General features: G+C 40.3%; 16 protein-coding genes. 10 read left to right on the top strand and 6 right to left on the bottom strand.

Features of this window, described 5'->3' with window-relative positions; genetic code table 11:
* Window positions 1-125 precede the first annotated feature (125 nt).
* The 3 genes from ahcY to ACOQON_RS02400 form a co-directional block, all read right to left on the bottom strand.
* Entirely contained in the window at window positions 126-1,433 is a 1,308-nt protein-coding gene (gene ahcY / locus ACOQON_RS02410) for an adenosylhomocysteinase (protein ID WP_420577335.1), read from the bottom strand.
* A 122-nt stretch (window positions 1,434-1,555) separates the two neighbouring features.
* On the bottom strand, window positions 1,556-2,476 hold the full coding sequence (locus ACOQON_RS02405; RefSeq protein ID WP_420577334.1) for a hypothetical protein: 921 nt from the start codon (window positions 2,474-2,476) through the stop codon (window positions 1,556-1,558).
* An 83-nt stretch (window positions 2,477-2,559) separates the two neighbouring features.
* Window positions 2,560-3,318, bottom strand: coding sequence for a biotin--[acetyl-CoA-carboxylase] ligase (locus ACOQON_RS02400; protein ID WP_420577333.1), 759 nt, complete (start codon window positions 3,316-3,318; stop codon window positions 2,560-2,562).
* Window positions 3,319-3,362: 44 nt separating this feature from the next.
* On the opposite strand from ACOQON_RS02400, the gene rsfS reads away from it, so the two are divergent.
* The 4 genes from rsfS to ACOQON_RS02380 are packed head-to-tail and all read left to right on the top strand — an operon-like array spanning window position 3,363 to window position 7,410.
* Window positions 3,363-3,740: a ribosome silencing factor gene (gene rsfS, locus ACOQON_RS02395; RefSeq protein ID WP_420577332.1), complete on the top strand. Its 378-nt coding sequence runs from the start codon at window positions 3,363-3,365 to the stop codon at window positions 3,738-3,740.
* A gap of 51 nt (window positions 3,741-3,791) precedes the next feature.
* Window positions 3,792-5,861 carry an ATP-dependent zinc metalloprotease FtsH gene (gene ftsH / locus ACOQON_RS02390; RefSeq protein ID WP_420577331.1) on the top strand — a complete coding sequence of 690 codons (2,070 nt, stop codon included), beginning with the start codon at window positions 3,792-3,794 and terminating at the stop codon, window positions 5,859-5,861.
* Between the two features lie 3 nt (window positions 5,862-5,864).
* Window positions 5,865-6,650, top strand: coding sequence for a UDP-2,3-diacylglucosamine diphosphatase (locus ACOQON_RS02385; protein WP_420577330.1), 786 nt, complete (start codon window positions 5,865-5,867; stop codon window positions 6,648-6,650).
* The gene (locus ACOQON_RS02380) at window positions 6,613-7,410 is read left to right on the top strand and encodes a hypothetical protein (RefSeq protein ID WP_420577329.1); all 798 of its coding nucleotides are present in this window, start codon (window positions 6,613-6,615) and stop codon (window positions 7,408-7,410) included. The genes ACOQON_RS02385 and ACOQON_RS02380 overlap by 38 nt, the downstream gene beginning before the upstream one ends.
* On the opposite strand, the gene ACOQON_RS02375 is transcribed toward ACOQON_RS02380, so the two are convergent.
* From ACOQON_RS02375 to ACOQON_RS02365, 3 genes are all read right to left on the bottom strand, one after another.
* The gene (locus tag ACOQON_RS02375) at window positions 7,407-8,714 is read right to left on the bottom strand and encodes a TolC family protein (RefSeq protein ID WP_420577328.1); all 1,308 of its coding nucleotides are present in this window, start codon (window positions 8,712-8,714) and stop codon (window positions 7,407-7,409) included. The two genes, ACOQON_RS02380 and ACOQON_RS02375, sit on opposite strands and share 4 nt — an antisense overlap.
* Window positions 8,715-8,810: 96 nt before the next feature.
* Window positions 8,811-9,521: an ABC transporter ATP-binding protein gene (locus tag ACOQON_RS02370; RefSeq protein ID WP_420577327.1), complete on the bottom strand. Its 711-nt coding sequence runs from the start codon at window positions 9,519-9,521 to the stop codon at window positions 8,811-8,813.
* 56 nt (window positions 9,522-9,577) lie between these two features.
* Complete coding sequence (locus ACOQON_RS02365; RefSeq protein WP_420577326.1) at window positions 9,578-10,825, bottom strand: efflux RND transporter periplasmic adaptor subunit; 1,248 nt, start codon at window positions 10,823-10,825, stop codon at window positions 9,578-9,580.
* Window positions 10,826-11,233: 408 nt separating this feature from the next.
* Here ACOQON_RS02365 and ACOQON_RS02360 point away from each other — a divergent pair, with 408 nt between their 5' ends.
* From ACOQON_RS02360 to ACOQON_RS02335, 6 genes are all read left to right on the top strand, one after another.
* Window positions 11,234-11,911: a TetR/AcrR family transcriptional regulator gene (locus ACOQON_RS02360; protein ID WP_420577325.1), complete on the top strand. Its 678-nt coding sequence runs from the start codon at window positions 11,234-11,236 to the stop codon at window positions 11,909-11,911.
* Complete coding sequence (locus tag ACOQON_RS02355) at window positions 11,908-14,070, top strand: peptidase domain-containing ABC transporter (protein WP_420577324.1); 2,163 nt, start codon at window positions 11,908-11,910, stop codon at window positions 14,068-14,070. The genes ACOQON_RS02360 and ACOQON_RS02355 overlap by 4 nt, the downstream gene beginning before the upstream one ends.
* The gene (locus tag ACOQON_RS02350; protein ID WP_420577323.1) at window positions 14,070-15,404 is read left to right on the top strand and encodes an HlyD family secretion protein; all 1,335 of its coding nucleotides are present in this window, start codon (window positions 14,070-14,072) and stop codon (window positions 15,402-15,404) included. Before ACOQON_RS02355 ends, ACOQON_RS02350 begins: the two co-directional genes overlap by 1 nt.
* On the top strand, window positions 15,401-16,861 hold the full coding sequence (locus ACOQON_RS02345) for a TolC family protein (protein ID WP_420577322.1): 1,461 nt from the start codon (window positions 15,401-15,403) through the stop codon (window positions 16,859-16,861). The genes ACOQON_RS02350 and ACOQON_RS02345 overlap by 4 nt, the downstream gene beginning before the upstream one ends.
* Before the next feature lie 178 nt (window positions 16,862-17,039).
* Window positions 17,040-18,353: a sigma-54-dependent transcriptional regulator gene (locus ACOQON_RS02340; RefSeq protein WP_420578673.1), complete on the top strand. Its 1,314-nt coding sequence runs from the start codon at window positions 17,040-17,042 to the stop codon at window positions 18,351-18,353.
* Window positions 18,343-19,707, top strand: a complete 1,365-nt coding sequence (locus ACOQON_RS02335; RefSeq protein WP_420577321.1) for a sensor histidine kinase — start codon at window positions 18,343-18,345, stop codon at window positions 19,705-19,707. Before ACOQON_RS02340 ends, ACOQON_RS02335 begins: the two co-directional genes overlap by 11 nt.
* Window positions 19,708-19,719: the final 12 nt, after the last annotated feature.

Below are 19,719 nucleotides of genomic sequence, written 5' to 3'. Positions count from 1 at the left end.
CTATATAAAATACACCAAAAGCCTGCCAATTCCAAAAGCCTGCCATTGCGGCAGGAATACTGATAAACAAAAAGAGGATTCTCCATTCAAGAAGAATCCTCTTAGTTTTATTGATAGTTGATTTATCAGTATCGGTAGTATTCCGGCTTGAATGGGCCTTTTACTTCCACTCCAATATACTCTGCCTGATCTTTTGTGAGAGATTCCAGCTCAACACCAATTTTCGCCAGGTGAAGTGCAGCTACTTTCTCATCCAAATGCTTTGGAAGCATATAAACTGCATTCTCATAGTTTTCATGATTTTTCCAAAGCTCAATTTGGGCTAGTGTCTGGTTTGTGAAAGAGTTAGACATTACAAACGATGGGTGACCAGTTGCACATCCCAGGTTTACAAGTCTTCCTTCCGCCAGTACGATCACATCATTTCCATTAACATTGTAAAGATCAACCTGTGGTTTGATCTCAATATGCGTATTTCCATGGTTTTTCTTCAACCACGCCATATCTATTTCATTGTCGAAGTGGCCGATGTTGCAAACAATTGCTTTATCCTTCATTTTTTCAAAGTGCTCCCCTCGGATAATGTCTTTATTACCAGTGGCTGTCACCACAATATCAGCTCTTGAAACTGCATCTGACATTTTCTTCACTTCAAAACCATCCATTGCAGCTTGTAACGCGCAGATTGGATCAATCTCAGTTACAATCACACGTACACCCGCACCTCTTAAGGAAGCCGCAGATCCTTTTCCTACATCACCATAGCCAGCCACAACAGCTACTTTACCCGCTAGCATCACGTCAGTTGCTCTTCGAATCGCATCTACCAATGACTCCTTACAACCGTACTTATTGTCAAATTTTGACTTGGTCACTGAATCATTAACATTTATGGCAGGCATTGGAAGTGTTCCCTTTTTCATTCGCTCGTAAAGCCTGTGAACACCTGTTGTTGTTTCTTCCGAAAGTCCTCTGATGTCCTTAACAAGCTCAGGGTAACGATCAAGTACCATATTTGTCAGGTCTCCTCCATCATCCAAAATCATATTTAGAGGTTTGCCATCTTTAAATGCAAACAATGTCTGCTCGATGCACCAATCAAACTCTTCTTCATTCATGCCTTTCCATGCAAATACAGGCACACCAGCTTTAGCTATAGCTGCTGCTGCATGGTCCTGAGTTGAGAAGATATTACATGAAGACCAGGTTACATCGGCTCCAAGTTCTACAAGTGTTTCAATCAAAACGGCAGTTTGGATGGTCATATGAAGACATCCGGCAATTCTTGCTCCGGCGAGTGGTTTGCTTTTCCCATACTCTTCGCGAAGAGCCATCAAACCAGGCATTTCAGCCTCTGCCAATCCAATTTCTTTTCTACCCCAGTCGGCCAGGGCAATGTCTTTTACTTTGTACTTTTCTGTCGTAACGCTCATTTATCTAACTATTTCTTGATTTGGTTTTCTTTTTTGGGAGTGCAAAGATAACCTCATGATTCAAGATATGTTACAACAAAAAAAAACCCACTCAAATGAGTGGGAATATTTTGCCGGAATTACTATTGCTTTCTTATACTTAAAACATAATTATATAAGCGACCAGCATTTTTATTTACATGATCTTTGGAAATAGATTCTGTGTAATCCAAATTCGAATCAGGTCTTAATCCCATTAACATTCTTCCAGAGCCTCCGCCATAATCCACCTCAGCACCTGGGCAAGTGACAACATATCCAATCGGAGCATAAGACCTCTCGTCATCTAACCCCCAACTAACGTAAGAACCAGATGGACTGTTAACATGCTTTAGAATATTACCAAAACCAGCAATTTGTTTCTTTATCCCTATAGCAAAAGCACGTATCCTTGCTGGACTAGAAACTAAATGATCTTTACTTGCTACTCTCCACCTATTACCATCTGGATAAGAAGCTGTCAGAAGGTTTCCAGAACCCGACCAATCTACTTCAGCACCACCTCCAATAAGGTGGTAGCCTGTTGGCATATCAACATAACTATCAGGATGAGCTTGAAAACTGGAATAATTTCCAACATTTATTTTGACATAACTAGCTGTTTGATCTCTTGTCAGTCCTCTTAGTTTAATTCCAATGGCATAAACGGTGAGTTTATGTGGGTCTGGCCTGCCTCCATGATCTTTTGATGAAGCGTACCACGTCCTTTTATTAGTAGATGGTCTGCTTTCGGTAATATACGCTCCTTCAGAAACACCAATAGTATAAGCACCTCCGCCAATAAGAACATAGCCACTGCCGACATTTACAGAATGACTGTCATGGGATGATCTGTAGCTTGTAGTAGTACTCATAAATACTTTAATTTCTATATCTCCGGATTGATCGAATACTGGCACACCAGCAATAGGAGCTTCAATTTGAGATGGACTAATTTCTTCCTCAACACATGAGTATCCTAAAAATAAGACCAAAATCCCTAGGATTGATTTCGTGATTTTCATAATTGTGATTTAAGTGATTAAAAAAATAAAAATCCAAACTAAAACATTTTTTATAATAAAAACCTATTTACGTTTTTTATTATTTAACCTCTAAACTCAACTTCTTTAATTCCATAATAATTGAGGGTTCCATTGTGATTTATAGCCAACCTCCCATGAGAGTCAATTCCTACAATTTCTCCATAAAACTCTTCATCATTCGCCTTAAATGCACGTTCCTCACCTCTCCACATCAACAGCTGATGATAGCTATTTAAGATTGAGTCATGTCCACCATTCTTTAATTTGATATACCATTTCTCAAATTGCAGAAGAAAATCTTCCATTATTTCTCTCAAGTCAAACTGCTTTCCTGTCTCCAGAAACATAGAAGTCGCATTAGGTAAATTAAATCCCTCCTGATTCACGTTTAATCCAACTCCTACGATGGAGAACTCAAGTATGCTCCCTCGCATATTACTTTCAATTAAGATTCCTGCTATCTTTCTGTCCGCTACATAAACATCATTGGGCCATTTCAAAGAGATGTCTCGAGCAACTAAACCTCTTAACACATCCACAATGGCCAACCCTGTTATCAGATTCAGATAAAATTGATTTTGAGGATCCAAAAACTTCGGCCTCAGTAAAACAGACATCATCACATTTTTACCCGGCTCAGATAACCAAACATTACCTCTCTGCCCCTTTCCTTTTGTCTGGTTATCCGTATAGAGCACCAAGCCCTCCGGTTCACTTGACTTTTTGATCAATGATGCCAACTCATCGTTCGTTGAGTGACATTGTGGCAGGAAAACCACTTTTTTACCTAAGAATAAGGGTTTGGCAAAGATTTTATGCAATAGAATTAATGTAAATTTGAGGCAAAATTAATCGTAAACTATTAGTGAGTCAGCAGATAAGTAAAGACGTCAGTTCGGAAATATTGAGCGAATGGGTTGTAGAGGGAATGTTAGATAAAAAAGCCATTGACGTAGTGGTGATGGATTTGAGAGAAGTGAAACACGCTGTTGCTGATTATTTTGTCATTTGCAGTGGGAACTCAAACACCCAGATAGACGCTATTTCAGATTCAATAGAAGAGCAAATACACAAACGATCCAAGCAAAATCCATGGAAACGTGAAGGACAACAAAACAAAGAATGGATTTTATTGGACTATGTTGATGTTGTAGCTCATGTATTCAATAAAGAGAAAAGAATTTTTTACGGATTAGAGGAACTGTGGGGAGACGCGAAAATTACTCGCATCGAAGAGAACTAATAACAGGTCACCTCGTTTAGCTTAACAGAAAATTTACAGGAGGAATTAAGAATGCCCGATAGAAAGAGAAAAGATACACCAAAGCCACGTCCCGGATTTCAGGGTTGGCTCATAGGGGGACTACTAGCATTGGTGATTGGATTGACAGTTTTTTCCAATGACAGTGGAGCAGTGAACACCACATTCCGATCATTTGAGAAAATGGTTCGGTCCAATGACGTGCAAAAAGTAGTGCTGATAAAAAATCAGGACTTCATTGAAATTACATTGAAGCCAGAAGCCCTTAGCAATACCAAATACAAAATTGAGCTTGAGCAGAACCGTAGTTTCCTTGATAGTGGCGGAGGTCCTCACTATCGAGTCGATATTGTCAGCTTAGAAAAGTTTGCCAGAGATTTTGAAGAATTGATGGAAGAGATTCCAGAAGATCAGCGGTTTGACTATGAGGTAACAGATAGAGGAGATTACACTAATATTTTCTTCAACTGGGGATTCCTGATTCTGCTGATTTTTGGCTTCTGGTTCCTCATGCGTCGAATGACTGGCGGAGGAGGTCCTGGGGGACAAATTTTCAATATTGGAAAATCCAGAGCTTCTCTTTTTGATGCCGAAAATAAAGTAAAGATCACTTTTGCCGATGCTGCAGGTCTGGAGGAAGCTAAAGAAGAAATCCGGGAAATTGTAGAATTCCTTAAGAATCCGGGCAAGTTCACGAAGCTCGGAGGGAAGATACCGAAAGGTGCTTTGCTCGTTGGCCCTCCGGGAACTGGTAAGACTTTGTTAGCGAAGGCAGTTGCGGGTGAAGCAGGCGTGCCGTTCTTTACTCTTTCAGGCTCTGATTTTGTAGAGATGTTTGTTGGAGTAGGTGCTGCGAGAGTAAGAGACTTATTTAAGCAGGCGAAAGAAAAAGCACCTTGTATCGTCTTCATTGATGAGATTGACGCAATTGGTCGCTCAAGAGGAAGAGGACAAATGCCTGGCTCCAATGATGAGCGCGAGAATACACTAAACTCACTATTGGTTGAGATGGATGGATTTTCGACAGATGCCGGAGTGATTATTTTGGCAGCCACGAACCGTCCTGACGTACTAGATTCTGCACTTTTAAGACCAGGTCGATTTGATCGTCAGATCAGCATTGACAAACCAGATATTGTTGGAAGAGAAGCAATCTTTAAGGTGCATATTAAGCCAATTCAACTTTCTAAAAATGTAGACACTCGGAAATTAGCTGCACAAACACCGGGTTTTGCAGGAGCGGAAATTGCAAATGTCTGCAACGAAGCAGCTCTAATCGCCGCAAGAAAAGACAAGAAAAAGGTGGACATGGATGATTTCCATGATGCAATAGATCGAGTGATTGGAGGTCTGGAAAAGAAAAATAAACTTATATCTCCGGAAGAGAAGAAAATTGTAGCCTATCACGAAGCGGGTCACGCTGTAGCAGGTTGGTTCCTGGAGCACGCAGATCCTTTGGTGAAGGTGAGTATTGTTCCGCGTGGAGTAGCCGCTTTAGGATATGCTCAGTATTTACCAAAAGAGCAATTCCTTTACCAGACTGAGCAATTGTTTGATGAGATGTGCATGGCTCTTGGAGGACGTGCAGCTGAGGATATCATTTTTGGGAAGATTTCTACCGGCGCTTTAAGTGACCTGGAAAGAATTACAAAGCTGGCTTACAGCATCGTGACTGTTTATGGTATGAATGATAAGATTGGAAACGTATCATTCTATGATTCTAAACAATCAGATTACAATTTCACTAAGCCGTACTCAGACGCCACAGCTGAATTGATAGACAAGGAAGTGAAGGCCTTGATCGATAAAGCATACGCTCATACTAAGGAATTGCTACTTTCTAAGAAAAAGGAGCTGGAAATTCTTGCTAAAGAATTGCTGAAACGAGAGATTATTTTCCAATCAGACCTTGAAGGATTGATCGGAAAACGACCTTTCAAAACTCCGACAACTTATGATGCTTTCACAAATGGTGAAGCAGATAGTGAGGATAAAGAAGAGAAAGAAAAGAAGAAGGAGAAATCCGAAGATCTGGATAAGGTAAAAAGCGATGTGAAAGAAGCAGTGGAGAAAGAGGAGTCCACTGCCGATAAAAGTGAATAAGCCATGAAGGTAAATCCGGAGCTTATCAGCTCTTACAAGGAGCTACCTTCAGGCAAGAAAATTTATTTCGCCAGCGACTTTCATCTGGGCATACCATCGAAAGAAGAAAGTAAAGAACGAGAGAGAAAAGTCATCAAATGGCTTGAGTATGTTTCTAAAGATGCTCAAGCCATTTTTTTATTAGGGGATGTTTTTGATTTCTGGTTTGAATATAAGACGGTCGTTCCAAAGGGATTTATCCGCTTCCAGGGAAAGCTTGCAGAGCTGAAAGATCGTAGCATTGACATTCACCTTTTTACAGGAAATCACGACCTCTGGATGAAGGGTTATTTTTCTGAAGAACTTGATATCCCCGTGCATCACAATCCTGTGGTGTTGAAAATAGGCCAGAAGAAATTATTCATTGGTCATGGAGACGGCTTGGGTCCAGGGGATCAAAAATTCAAGATGGTAAAAAAGGTCTTTACGAACCCTCTGGCCAAGTGGTTATTCAAATGGATTCACCCGGACATTGGAGTGGCTCTGGCAAATTATTGGAGCAAAAAAAGTCGCTTAGATCCGGATGAAGAAAAATTCGATGGAGAAGAAAATGAGCGGCTACTGCAATACTGCAAGCAAGTGAGTAAAGTGAAACCACACGATTACTATGTGTTTGGTCATCGGCACTTACCACTGGAATTGTCTGTTGGTGATAGCTCCACTTACTTTAATCTGGGAGAATGGATCTCACAATGCAATTACCTTGAATTCGATGGGCATCAAGCGTTACTTAAATCTTTTGAGGATTAGTCTTCTCGTGCTGTTTCCGCTTGTCGGTCACAGCCAAAAGTGGGAAAAGGTCAAAAGCTGGCAGGCAACTAAGCAACCCACAGCCTTCTCTGTGGATTATCAAAATAATATTTACATGGGCTTTTCGGATGGAGGTCTTACCAAATATGATTCTGAAGGAGAATTGCTTGAAAATTTCTCACTCTCCAATGCTTCATCCGTTGTACTTATTGATGTTCAGAACAATCTCAAGCCCTTTCTTTTCTATTTTGACAATCAACAAATCACAATCCTTGATCGATTTTCTACTGTTCCCAAAAATTATTTCTTAGCAGATTTTGACGTCCAGCTAGGAATGATGGCTTGTCCGGCACCTGATGGGAATTTCTGGGTAGTTGAGAATAATCCACAACGACTGAAGAAAATAAGTCCTCTAAGGAAAAGTACGGTACTGGAGGTTCAGCTTCAATTAGGCGACTCAATCAATAAAATGCAAGCTTATCAAAACTTACTTTTCATTAGTCATACCAACGGGCTTCATGTGTTGGATCAATTTGGTGGAAAGATTTACTCTGTTGATTTATTAGGCACAACCGGTTTTCAATTGATTGGGAACAAAGTGCTTGTTTTCTCTAAAATGAAAATCACCAGACTAAACTTTACAGGCGAAGTAGAAACGGAACTTTATAAACCTGAATTATCAGAAGGCACACTGAAGGTCAAAGAGAGCTTTCTCTTTATCAAAGACAGAACCATCAATTTTTATAATCCTATTGACTAATTATTTCCTCTGTAGAGATCGAGGATTCGCTTTCTTAGCACTATGGTGTATTTCGCATTAATCAATTGGGCCTCTGCTCTATTCTTATTGTTCAAGCTTTCGAGGTAAGAATAAAAATCAGTGTTTCCTGTCTCAAATCGCTTCTTGATGAATTCAAACGTTTGATTTAGTGCCTCAAAATTTTCCTGAGCGGTAACGTATGACGTCTGTGCAGCTCTCAGTGCCAAATAATCCTGTTGGGTTGAATTAGTTACATCCAGTACAGCCTGGTCTTCCGCTATTTTAGCATTCTGAAAGGCAATCTTTGTTGTTTCGATTCTATTTTGAGTCGAGTACCTATTGAAAATTGGAATCTGGATGGACGCTCCGATAAAAGAATAATTTAGGTTTTCAAATTGACTGCTAACATCACCACTGTTATTTGAAGAATATTGTGTGCCATATCCGACCCCCATACCAACAGACGGATACCTATCAGCTTTCACCTGACTTAATTGTGCACGCGTAGCTTTTTTACTTGCTGTTGCACTTTTCAATTGGAACGAATTATTTAAAACTTCTTCAAGCACAACATTATAAGAATCAAATTCAGTAAGAATCTGCATATTCTCAAAATCAAGGGGCACTACTTTCAATTCTGTGCCGTCATTCATTTGTAATAATTGGGAAAGCGACAGCAAATCTGTTTGATATTGATTTTCTAAGTTGACATTGTTTAACCGCTCCGTTGCAATTTGTGATTGGAAATTATAAACAGTCTCCAGGTTGCCAACGCCTACACTAACCCGTTTCTTTTCCCTATCAAGTTGACTTTCAAGAAACTCCATTCGTTCATTCGATACCCGTAAGTTTTCAATGTCTACAAGGACGCTTAGGTAACTTCTAATCACATTGGCCTTAATGACGATTTTCGAATCTTCTAAACGGTAAAGGTTGGAGTTGTACTCATGAGCACGTCTGTTTAACAAATGATGATTAGCAAAAGCATTGAAAATGGTCAGATTCGAACTTATTTCTGGTCGAGAGGACCTGGTTGTAGCAGTAGCAAATTGCCCCGAGCTGTTATCAAAAAACGAACCCTCTCTTACAAAATATCCTGCGTTGGCATTCAAATCAGGAAGAAAATTGAACATTGCCTGTCTTTTGTTTGACTCAGCCGCAATCAGATTATTCTGACTTTGTTTGATTCTCAAATTTCTATTGACGGCCAAATCAATGCATTCTTCCAGAGTTAGCTCTTTGGTGTCTTGAGCCAAAAGAGTGATTCCGCTAAAAAATAATATTCCGAAAATAAATTTCCGCATGGTATAAAAGGTCTTTTCAGGTTTTCAAGGTTTACAGTGCACCCATCTACCCTAACCGGATAGATGGGGAACTGTTCTGTGTAAGTATGAAGAGAATTACACTAAAGCTTCTTTCGCGTTGATGTTTTCAGATACGATCTGACCATCAAATAAGTGAACAACACGGTGAGCGTACTCAGCATCAACCGGAGAGTGAGTCACCATGATTACTGTAGTCCCAGCTTCATTCAGCTCAGTAAGCAGGTTCATCACTTCTTGTCCGTTTGCAGAGTCCAGGTTACCAGTTGGCTCATCCGCAAGGATCAGTTTCGGCTTAGCCACAACTGCTCTTGAGATAGCCACACGCTGCTGCTGACCTCCGGAAAGCTGCTGAGGGAAGTGATTTCTTCTGTGCATAATTTTCATATGCTCCATAACCTCTTCCACTCTTTTCTTTCTTTCTGCAGCAGAGTACTTCAAATAGATCAATGGTAGCTCGATGTTTTCAAATACAGTAAGCTCATCGATCAGGTTGAAGCTCTGGAATACGAAACCAATGTTCGCTTTTCTCAGGTCAGCACGCTGGCGCTCCTTGTATCCGGAAATTTCCAGATCCGTGAAGTAAAATTCACCCTCAGAAGGGTTGTCCAATAGTCCAATTATATTGAGTAATGTTGATTTACCACAACCAGACGGACCCATGATGGCGACAAACTCGCCCTCTTTAATGGTCATATTGACACCAGCCAGTGCTGTTGTTTCAATCTCATCTGTGTAGTAAAATTTCTTTAAATCTTTTGTCTTAATTAAAGCTTTAGCGTTTTCCATGATTTATTGAGTTTAGTCTTTGGGTTCTATTTAAATACTTTTCGTTTTCTTATTGGTTACTTTATTACCAGGATATCCTTGTCTTCATATCCTCTGTAAGAAGAGACAACAACTTTTTCTCCAGGTTGCAATCCTTCCACCACTTCGTAGTATCGCTGGTTCTGTCTGCCCAGCCGGATATCTCTACGTACCGCTTCAGTCTCGTCCTCATTCACTACGAATATCCAGTTTCCGCCGGTAGTCTGATAAAAGCTTCCCCTTGGAATCTGTACGGCCGTAATGTTTTCACTCAGCTGTAGTCTAATCTGAAGTGTCTGACCTCTCCGGATTCCCTGTGGAATCGTATCGAATGCCATATCCACTTCAAACAATCCATTGTTTACCTCCGGATATACTTTTGTAATCTCCAGACCAAAATCATTACTCGCGAAAGTGAACGTTCCTTGCAACCCCGCATATATCCTAGATATATAATGTTCGTCAATAGTTGCACGAACCTTAAAACCATTTAGGTCATCGATCTGTCCGATATTCTGTCCCGGAGCTATTGACTCCCCTACTTCCACATCCACCGTAGACAGCCTTCCGTCAATTGGCGCCTTGATGTACAGGTTGTTTAGATTCCGCTTAATCATTTCAAGGTTCTCCCTTGTTCTCTCCAGAGTAGCCTCAGACTGTCTTATCTGGGTAACAGAGGCCAGCGAGTCGAATTTATTTGATTCAAGCTGAATCCTCCGGTTATCAACGAGCCTGTCATACTCTCTTTTCAGGTTTAAAAACTCCTGCTCTGAGATGATGCTGTCATCATACAATTTCTTTCCACGCTCATACGCATCCTTTGCCGCATCTATCTGATAATCAAGCTGAAGTAAATTTCTACGCAACTCGAATTGATTTCGTTGGAGGTTTAATTTTGTGTTTTCAACATTGTTAACAAGGATGAAAGCCTGCGTTTCTTCTCTCACAAAACTTTGCAAAAGGGCATTATTTGCCAGCTCAAGAATCGTATCTCCTTTGTCAACCAAAATACCTCCGTCGTAGTGCTTTTTGGAGACCACCCCCCCTTCGATTGCATCCAGTCGAATGGTTTTAATTGGCAGGACGTTTCCATCCACCGGAATAAATTCCTGAAAATCACCTTCGATGACTGTGGCTATATTGATTTTGTTCCTTTCTACATTGAGTCTGGTTCCACCACCAGAGAGGAAAAAATTGTAACCGATGAAAATCACTAGTAAAGCACCTCCCGCATAAATTGCGATTTTCTTAGGGGTCCACTTCTTCTTTTTAATCTTTCTGTCCATTAACAATTTGGTCGTTTAGGTTTCGACCTGCCACTATGCCAATAAGAATGCCATTAATCGTAAAAGGCTATTTAACAGACACTTACATGCTTTCGGGGGAATAAACCTAAGATTCTCCTGTACAAAATAGTACAGAAAAGTGTTCGCTTTCGATCACTTAATTTGAAAATAGCGATTTGAAAGAAAAGGAATGTTTGTGTTTGTGTTAGGAGGAGGTTTGCCGTAGAAAAGGCAAAAAAAAAGGTTCAGGAGGACTAACACCTGAACCCAAAGGTCAAAAACTCAAAATAAAAAGGACTAATGACTTCAATATTAGTAAAAGTTCAATTGAAAAAAAAATATGAACACAGAAGAAATTTATTCGTTATGATAGTATTACTATTATATTTGATAGCTAAATATCTTTAAATGATAGCAAAACTTCAAATTCAGCTCAACCCTGCTCTCTATCTCAGGGATCCTCAGTCAACAGATTTGGGGCAAAAAATCATAAAAGAGAGCATCTTTTTGATTGATGAGATTGGTTTTGAGTCTTTTACATTTAAAAAACTGTCAATAAGGATTGGGTCTACTGAAGCATCGATTTATCGATATTTTGAGAATAAACATCGCTTGCTGGTTTATCTTATAGCATGGTATTGGAATTATATTGAATATCGAATTTCCTATGAAACTCACAATATTTCTGATCCGGAAGAAAAATTAAGAATAGCTATTCGGTTTATCACCAGCAAGCTACATGATGATGATAACTTTCCCGGAATCAGTGAAAGTGTCCTTCAGCACATTGTCATCAATGAATCAGACAAAACATACCTTACAAAAAAAGTGGATGAGATAAACAAAGAAGGTTTGTTTAAGGGCTATAAATCCCTTTGCATGACAATCGCTTCCTACATGGTTGAAATTAATCCGAATTTTAAGTTTCCCAATTCTTTAACCAGTACGTGTCTGGAAGCAGCCCATCAGCAAGTGTTTTTCGTTCAGCACCTCCCAAGACTTTCTGACATCAAAAAAGAGGAGGATATCTATGACAGAAACTATGAATTTCTTTCTACACTCATTTTCAATTCACTGAAAAAATGAACAATCAGCAAATTATAAGGTGCCTTCAGGAATGTGCCACGAAGCTTGATATAGATCTGAATATATCAAAACTGGAAAGAGTGGATATTATATCCAGGTTTTACGAAGACAATGAATTATCTGAGTTTCAGCGAGACCTCATAGAGGCCGGAAATGAAAGTGGAATTGTACTCTTTGAAAAGTACATGAAACGTGATACACTCTATGAGTTTATTTCGGATACTGCATCCCCCACTATCGTTTTTATACAGCAAGATGGCTTCCATCCGGCCTTTATAAAGAAAAAGAAAAAGGAAATTATCCTCGAGTTTGTTACTCCTGGAGGACAATTGAAAGAGCTTCGGACGCCAGATTTTCATCAAATAAACTTTTCAACCAATGCTCAGGGTGAAATTTTTACATTGACTTCATTTGCCTATCAGAGTTTCACAGCCGAAGGTGATGCATCTCTGCTAACTCCGGTGAAGCGGCTATTTAACCTCCTTTCAGCAGACCGGAAAGATATTTTTTATGTCTATGTGTATGCGGCACTTATCGGTTTGGTTAGTTTGACGCTTCCACTTGGTATTCAGGCTGCAGTAGAGTTGATTTCCGGAGGGGTGGTTTTTAGCTCGGTCTATCTGCTCATCACACTAATTATTATAGGTGTTCTGGGAACAGGTGTTTTGCAAGTTCTTCAAATCACCATCGTGGAATACTTACAACGAAGAGTTTTCACGAAAGCGGCATTTGAATTTGCTTTTCGGGTTCCGCGGATAAAAATGGAGTCCGTACTAAATCTTCATATGCCTGAGTTAATGAACCGGTTTTTTGATGTACTCACCTTGCAAAAGGGGCTACCCAAACTACTAATTGACCTTTCCACTGGTGTGATTCAAATTCTTTTTGGCTTACTTCTGCTCTCCTTTTACCACCCATTTTTCATCATCTTCGGATTGGGATTATTAGGATTGTTATTTCTGATTTTTTACTTAACTGGCCCCAAGGGGCTCAAGAGTTCCATTCAGGAGTCGAAGTATAAATACAAAGTAGTCTACTGGCTGGAAGAAATGGCTCGAACGCTTTATTCATTCAAGCTTGCAGGAAACACTATTCTTCCACTTAAGAAGACCGATTACTATGTAAATAACTATCTAAAAAACAGAAGTGCACACTTCAAAGTGCTGATTTCTCAATATTCATTTATCCTCCTTTTCAAAGCGATTGTCACAGGTGGTCTACTGATATTGGGCACCATCCTGGTAGTTCAAAGGGAAATTACCCTTGGTCAGTTCGTAGCTTCAGAAGTTATCATCATTTTGGTGCTTGGCTCTGTAGAGAAAATCATCATGTATATGGATGTTGTTTACGATATGCTCACTGCTGTAGATAAAATCTCACATGTGACTGACCTGCCGCTTGAAAGACCCGGGGGAATTGATATCCCACAATCTCAAATGGAAGAGGGGCTAAATGTGACTTTAGAAGACGTTTCTTATACCTATCCTGAATCCAGAAAACCCTCATTAAGACATCTAAGCTTGGACATTCCAAAAGGTGGAACTTTATGTATCAGCGGTGGTAGTGGTGCTGGTAAAACTACGCTCACAAATATTATTGCCGGTATTCACCAGAACTACGAAGGGGTGTTGACCTATAATGAGCTCTCGCTAAGAGATTTGGATTCCACCTATATCCGAGACCGTATTGGAAAAAATGTATCTCAAGAAGACATCTTCGAAGGTTCCATCTTGGAAAACATCCTTGTAGGAAAACCAACTTCCGATATTGATCATGCCATTGATGCTATTAAAGAGGTTGGATTAATGAAAGACATAAATGCATTAGAACATGGCCTTCACACGCAAATGCTTAGTGCCGGCAAAGGTTTCTCATCATCGTTTGTTAACAAATTGATCCTGGCAAGGTGTCTGGCGAAAAGACCAGCTATGCTAATTCTCAATGACTTCTTCAGCAACTTCACCAAAGGGGACAGGCTGAAGCTAATTGAAATGTTGACAAGAGAAGATAAAAAATGGACGCTTATTGTCGTTTCCAATGACCCTTTGGTAATGGCAGCCTGTGATAGAGTTTTGTACCTCGAGGAAGGTGAAATGAAGGCACTCGAGGCTTTCGATGACTTAATCAAGAAAGAGGAAATAATTAAAGAAATCTACTGATGGATCACCTGGATAAACTTTCTGAAACCCACCTTTATTCACTCAGGACGTTAAAAACGCCCGGTGTTGGTCGAACAGTTGCCAAAGTATTGATCGTGCTGACTACCATACTTATAGTTACACTATTCCTACCCTGGCAACAGAACATTCGTGGAAAAGGTACACTAACAACCCTGAGCCCAAAAAATCGGCCCCAATTGGTGCAGTCTGCAATCGCCGGTAGGATTTCCAGCTGGAATATCATTGAAGGAGATTATGTAAATAAGGGAGATACCTTAATGACCATCGCGGAGATTAAGGATAAATATTTTGATCCCAATTTGGTTCCTCGTTTGATGGAGCAGCTTGAAGCAAAGCGTAATTCGCAAGATGCGAAATCTAAAAAGGCAACTGCTCTTCGAAACCAAATCAATGCACTTGAAAAAGCGCTGAAAGCAAAAACAAGTCAGGCTAAAAATAAATTGCGACAAGCTGTACTTAAACTTCAGGCAGACAGTCTGGAGTTTGTGGCAGAACAGGTAAATTATGAAAATGCCACCAGTATTTTCGATCGAAACAAAAATCGATATGAGGCAGGGAACATTACACTGACGAAGTTTCAGGAAATAGAATCCAAATACCAGATGAGTGCTGCCAAGGTATTAAAGGCAGAGAACGAATGGCTACAACGGCAGGCAGATTTAGCGAATGCTGAACTTGAATTGACCTCCATTGAAGCTGATTACACCGATAAAATCAGTAAAGCTCAATCAAATTTGAATGAAACCATATCTGGGTTGAATGATACCATGGGTGAAATTTCTAAAATGGAGAATGAGCTTTCCAATGTCCGCATCAGACAGCAACAATATCAAATCATAGCACCTCAAAGCGGATATGTTGTCAAAGCCATCAAAATGGGGATCGGAGAAACAATCAAAGAGGGTGATGCTGTAGCAACTATTTTACCCGAATCTGAAGATTTGGCTGTGGAAATGTATGTCAAGGCAATGGATATTCCATTGATCTCTTCCGGTAAAAAGGTTAGGGTTCAGTTTGATGGCTGGCCTGCATTGCAGTTCTCAGGGTGGCCCAATGTTTCAGTTGGAACCTTTGGTGGGGTCGTAGCAATTGTCGATCGTGTGCAGAGTAAAAATGGTATGTTTAGAATCTTGGTGAAACCAGATCCAGAGGACGAATCATGGCCGGAGCAATTACGACTTGGCTCTGGCATCAAAGGATGGGTAATGCTCAACAACGTTCCAATCTGGTATGAGATCTGGCGTCAGATGAATGGCTTCCCTCCTATGATTTATGAAGATGGTGAGGTACCTGAAACAGCTGAAAAGAAATGAAAAGGCTCCTACTGATTTTCATATTCATATCTCAATCCTTATTTGGACAAGACTCACTTGCCAAACTAGATACGACCTATTTATCATTGGAAGATATAATGAAAATGACCCTTTCATATCATCCGGTGGTAAAGCAAGCTGATTTATTGGATGAGAACGCAGAAGCTGTGCTGCGTGAGGCAAGAGGAAACCTGGACCCAAAAATCGAAGCAGATTACAGCCTGAAAGAGTTCAAGGAAAAGGAATATTACAATCTTTTAAATACTTCTTTTAAGATCCCAACATGGATTGGAGTAGACCCGAAAGTAGAATTCCTCAAGAACAGTGGAGAATTTTTAAATCCTCAAAATTACATCTCACCTGAAACAGACTTTGAACAGGTAGCGGTGGGAGTGTCTGTTCCAATTGGAAAGGGTTTATTTTTCGATGAGCGAAGGAACGCCATCAGAAGAGCGGATGCATTTTCTCAAATCGCGAAGGCAGAGCAGATCAAAGAAGTCAATAAAATCCTCTTCACCGTCATCAAAGACTATTGGAGTTGGTACATGGCAAGCAAGAAGCAGGAGCTTATGAGGCAAGCCATCGTTTTAGCTCAAAATCTTTTTGATCGTACATTGATTGATTACGAATTCGGTGAAGCTGCTGTTGTAGATACACTACAAGCGAAAATCAATTTTCAAAAACGTACGGTAGATTACAGAAAGGCCACTTTGGAATATGAGCTGGCAAAGCTTAATCTGGCAAAGCATCTTTGGTCTGAAAACCTGATTCCTCTGGAGCTGCTGCCTGGTGTTCTCCCTGATTCTGCATCCCTTTTCAGCACTCCTCAGGATACGGAGGTAAAGGAGGCCATTTCATTTGCTATGACAAGCAATCCTGAAATAGCTAAGTTGGAAGGGAAAAGAAGCCAGTTGGATGCGGACATGCGATGGGCAAGAGAAAGTATGAAGCCTCAAATTGACCTTTCCTATTCATTTATAGACGCCCCTTTCAATCCGGAATTTGAAACCCGGTCTCCGGAATTTGGAGACAATTATAAAATGGGGATCGATTTTTCATTTCCAATCCTGCTTAGAAAAGAACGTGGAAAAATTCAGCAAACAAGGCTGAAACTTCAAAGCAATGAGTTTCAATTGGCTCAAAGTCAGGTAGAGTTAAAAAATGAAGTACTAGGAGCCTATGCACAGAGCGTGGCATTTCAGGATTTACTCGTTCAATATCAAGGAGTATCAAATAATTATCGAAGACTTCTCGACGCTGAAATCATCAATTTACAGAATGGCGAAACTGACTTATTCAAGCTCAATATTCAACAGGACAAATACATTGAAGCGCAAACTGAATACTTTGAAGCATTCACAAAATGGGAAAAAAGCAAGGCAGAGTTTTACCACGTCGTAGGATTTCCGGTCTTGGGCCTATCGAATATGTTCGGTATTGTGACAAATACTCAGTAACTCTGTTCGTTTTCGAACAGTAATTAATTAGATTTATCCCCCAGTCAAGCTGAAACACATATTTTGAGGCTTGGCACAGTTGTAGCAATTCTTATTATAAATCTGAAAAAAAGTGGAAGAAGAAATAAATAAAATACTCATAATCGATGATGACGAGGATGTGCTTTTAGCCGCCAAAATGCTGCTTAAAAAGCATATTAAAGAAGTTGTGATTGAGAAAGATCCACGTAAAATTCCTTTTCTCCTTAACAACGATAGCTTTGATGTAATCCTGCTCGATATGAACTTCAGCCAGGATACTACGAGTGGTAAGGAAGGATTCTATTGGTTGGAGCAAATATTGGAAAAAGATCCAGAGTCGGTTGTCATTCTCATAACCGCTTTTGGTGACGTGGAAATGGCTGTTCAGGCGTTGAAGGCAGGAGCTACTGATTTTGTTTTGAAGCCCTGGCAAAACGAGAAGCTGCTCGCTACACTATCGAGTGCTGCAAAACTGAAACACAGTAGAAAAGAGGTCACCAAACTCAAGCAGACTAGCAAGACACTTCAGGCAGACAGCAGTAAAGCATTCAAAGACATCATTGGAGAAAGCGATGCGATCAAAAAAGTGTTTAAGCTTATAGATAAAGTAGCCGCAACAGATGCTAATGTGCTCATCCTTGGTGAGAATGGAACCGGAAAGGAAATGATCGCGAGAGCGATCCATGAAAAATCTCAGCGTAAAGACATGCCATTTATTGGTGTGGACATGGGAGCCATTACCGAATCACTTTTTGAAAGCGAGCTTTTCGGTCACAAAAAAGGCGCATTCACTGATGCTAAAGAAGACAGGGCAGGAAGGTTTGAAGTAGCCTCCGGAGGCACCCTTTTCCTGGATGAAATAGGAAACCTTAGCCAGCCTCTTCAATCCAAATTGCTTACTGCCATTCAGAATCGTAAAGTGACTCGTATCGGTAGCAACCAGGAAGTACCAGTTGATATTCGCTTGATCAGTGCTACCAACATGCCCGTATACGAAATGGTGAATGAAAACACTTTCAGACAAGACCTTCTTTATCGAATTAATACGGTTGAAATCCAATTACCTCCATTGCGTGAGCGCATGGAAGATATGGAGATGCTTGCGAATCATTTTGTGAAAATGTACGCCGGGAAGTATAGAAAAAGCATCGATGGAGTGGCTCCCTCTACAGTAAGCAAGCTTCAGAAATATCCATGGCCTGGAAATATTCGTGAGTTACAGCACGCCATCGAGCGAGCCATAATCATGAGTGACAACTCGCAATTGATGCCCGAGGATTTCTTCTTCCTTTCCCAGAAGCCAGAAAGCAACCTTTCTCTGGAACCAGACTCTTATAACCTGGAAGACATGGAAAAGGTGACCATTCAAAAAGTGGTAAACAAACATGAAGGGAATATTTCAAAGGCTGCCAAAGAGCTCGGACTTACCCGTGCTTCCCTGTACCGTAGACTAGAAAAACATGGTTTATAAGTCATTTCGATTTCAGTTAATCGGCAGGTTGCTTTTGCTCCTGCTCACCATGTTTCTGTTTACACATCTGTATTACTCAGAGTCATATTTCTTCACAAAATTTCTAGTATTCTGTCTGGGTGCTTTTCAGGCATATTATCTCTATAATTTCCTTGAGAAGTCAAATCGCGAGATCACGCATTTTTTAGAAAGCATCCATTACGATGATTTTACCAATACCTATCCCGAACGTAAAACAGGATCAAGTCGGGATTTACTATACCATGAATTCAATGAAATCCTCCGGAAGTTTCGGGAAATTCGCGCAGATAAAGAAGCTCAGCATCAATACCTACGGACGATTGTTCAGCACATTGGCATTGGCATAATCACTTTCGATGCGGACGGAGAAGTGCAGATCATGAATAATGCTGCTAAAAAGCTGCTCGGAATCAAGATGATAAAAAACATCAAACAGATCGGCAGAGATCATCCAGAACTCGAAACAACAATTAAAGAATTGAGAACAGGGGGACGTGATCTGATCAAAATATCTAAGAATGAAGATGAGGTCCAATTAGCTGTTTACGCTATTGAACTTTCGCTGCGAGGAAAAGCCTTCAAACTGATCTCCATCCAAAACATTCAGTCTGAGTTGGAAGAAAAAGAAATGGAAGCATGGCAGAACCTGATCAGAGTTCTCACACATGAGATTATGAACTCAGTAACACCTATTTCTTCTCTTGCTGCCACGGTTGAATCTGATCTGGACGATTTCCTTAAGAACGGCTCAGATGTCAACCAGATCACTGATGACACGATTGAAGATTTTTACCTGTCAGTAAAAACAATCCATAATCGAAGTGAAAGTCTGATCAAATTTGTTTCTGATTTCCGGAATATGACGCGTATCAAGCATCCTAATCTGGAATGTCACGAAATAGAAGATATGATTAAACATATATTGGTCTTGCTAAAACCGGATATCGAAGAAGCAGGCATCAATGTAAACTGTTCGGTCAAACCAGGGCTTACGGTAAATATTGATCGCGAGCAAATAGAGCAAGTAATCATTAATGTAGTCAAAAATGCTGTTCAGGCTTTAGCAGCCGCCGATAAAGCAGAGAGATCACTAACCATCACCGCCATGCCTTATGATGGTGGAGGTGCCTTTATCTCGGTAGCCGACAATGGAACTGGAATTGAAGAAGAGGCATTGAAAAAGATTTTTATTCCTTTCTTCACTACCAAGAAAAATGGATCTGGTATAGGTCTCAGCCTCTCTAAACAAATAATGAGGAAGCATGGAGGTAACATAACCGCAAAGTCCCAAATCGGAGAAGGCACAGAGTTTCTACTTAAGTTTGCATCTTAGGAATCAGTGGTA

The organism is Ekhidna sp., assembly GCF_965221965.1.
Classification (GTDB): domain Bacteria; phylum Bacteroidota; class Bacteroidia; order Cytophagales; family Cyclobacteriaceae; genus Ekhidna.
This window is presented reverse-complemented; position numbering and strand designations above follow the sequence as displayed.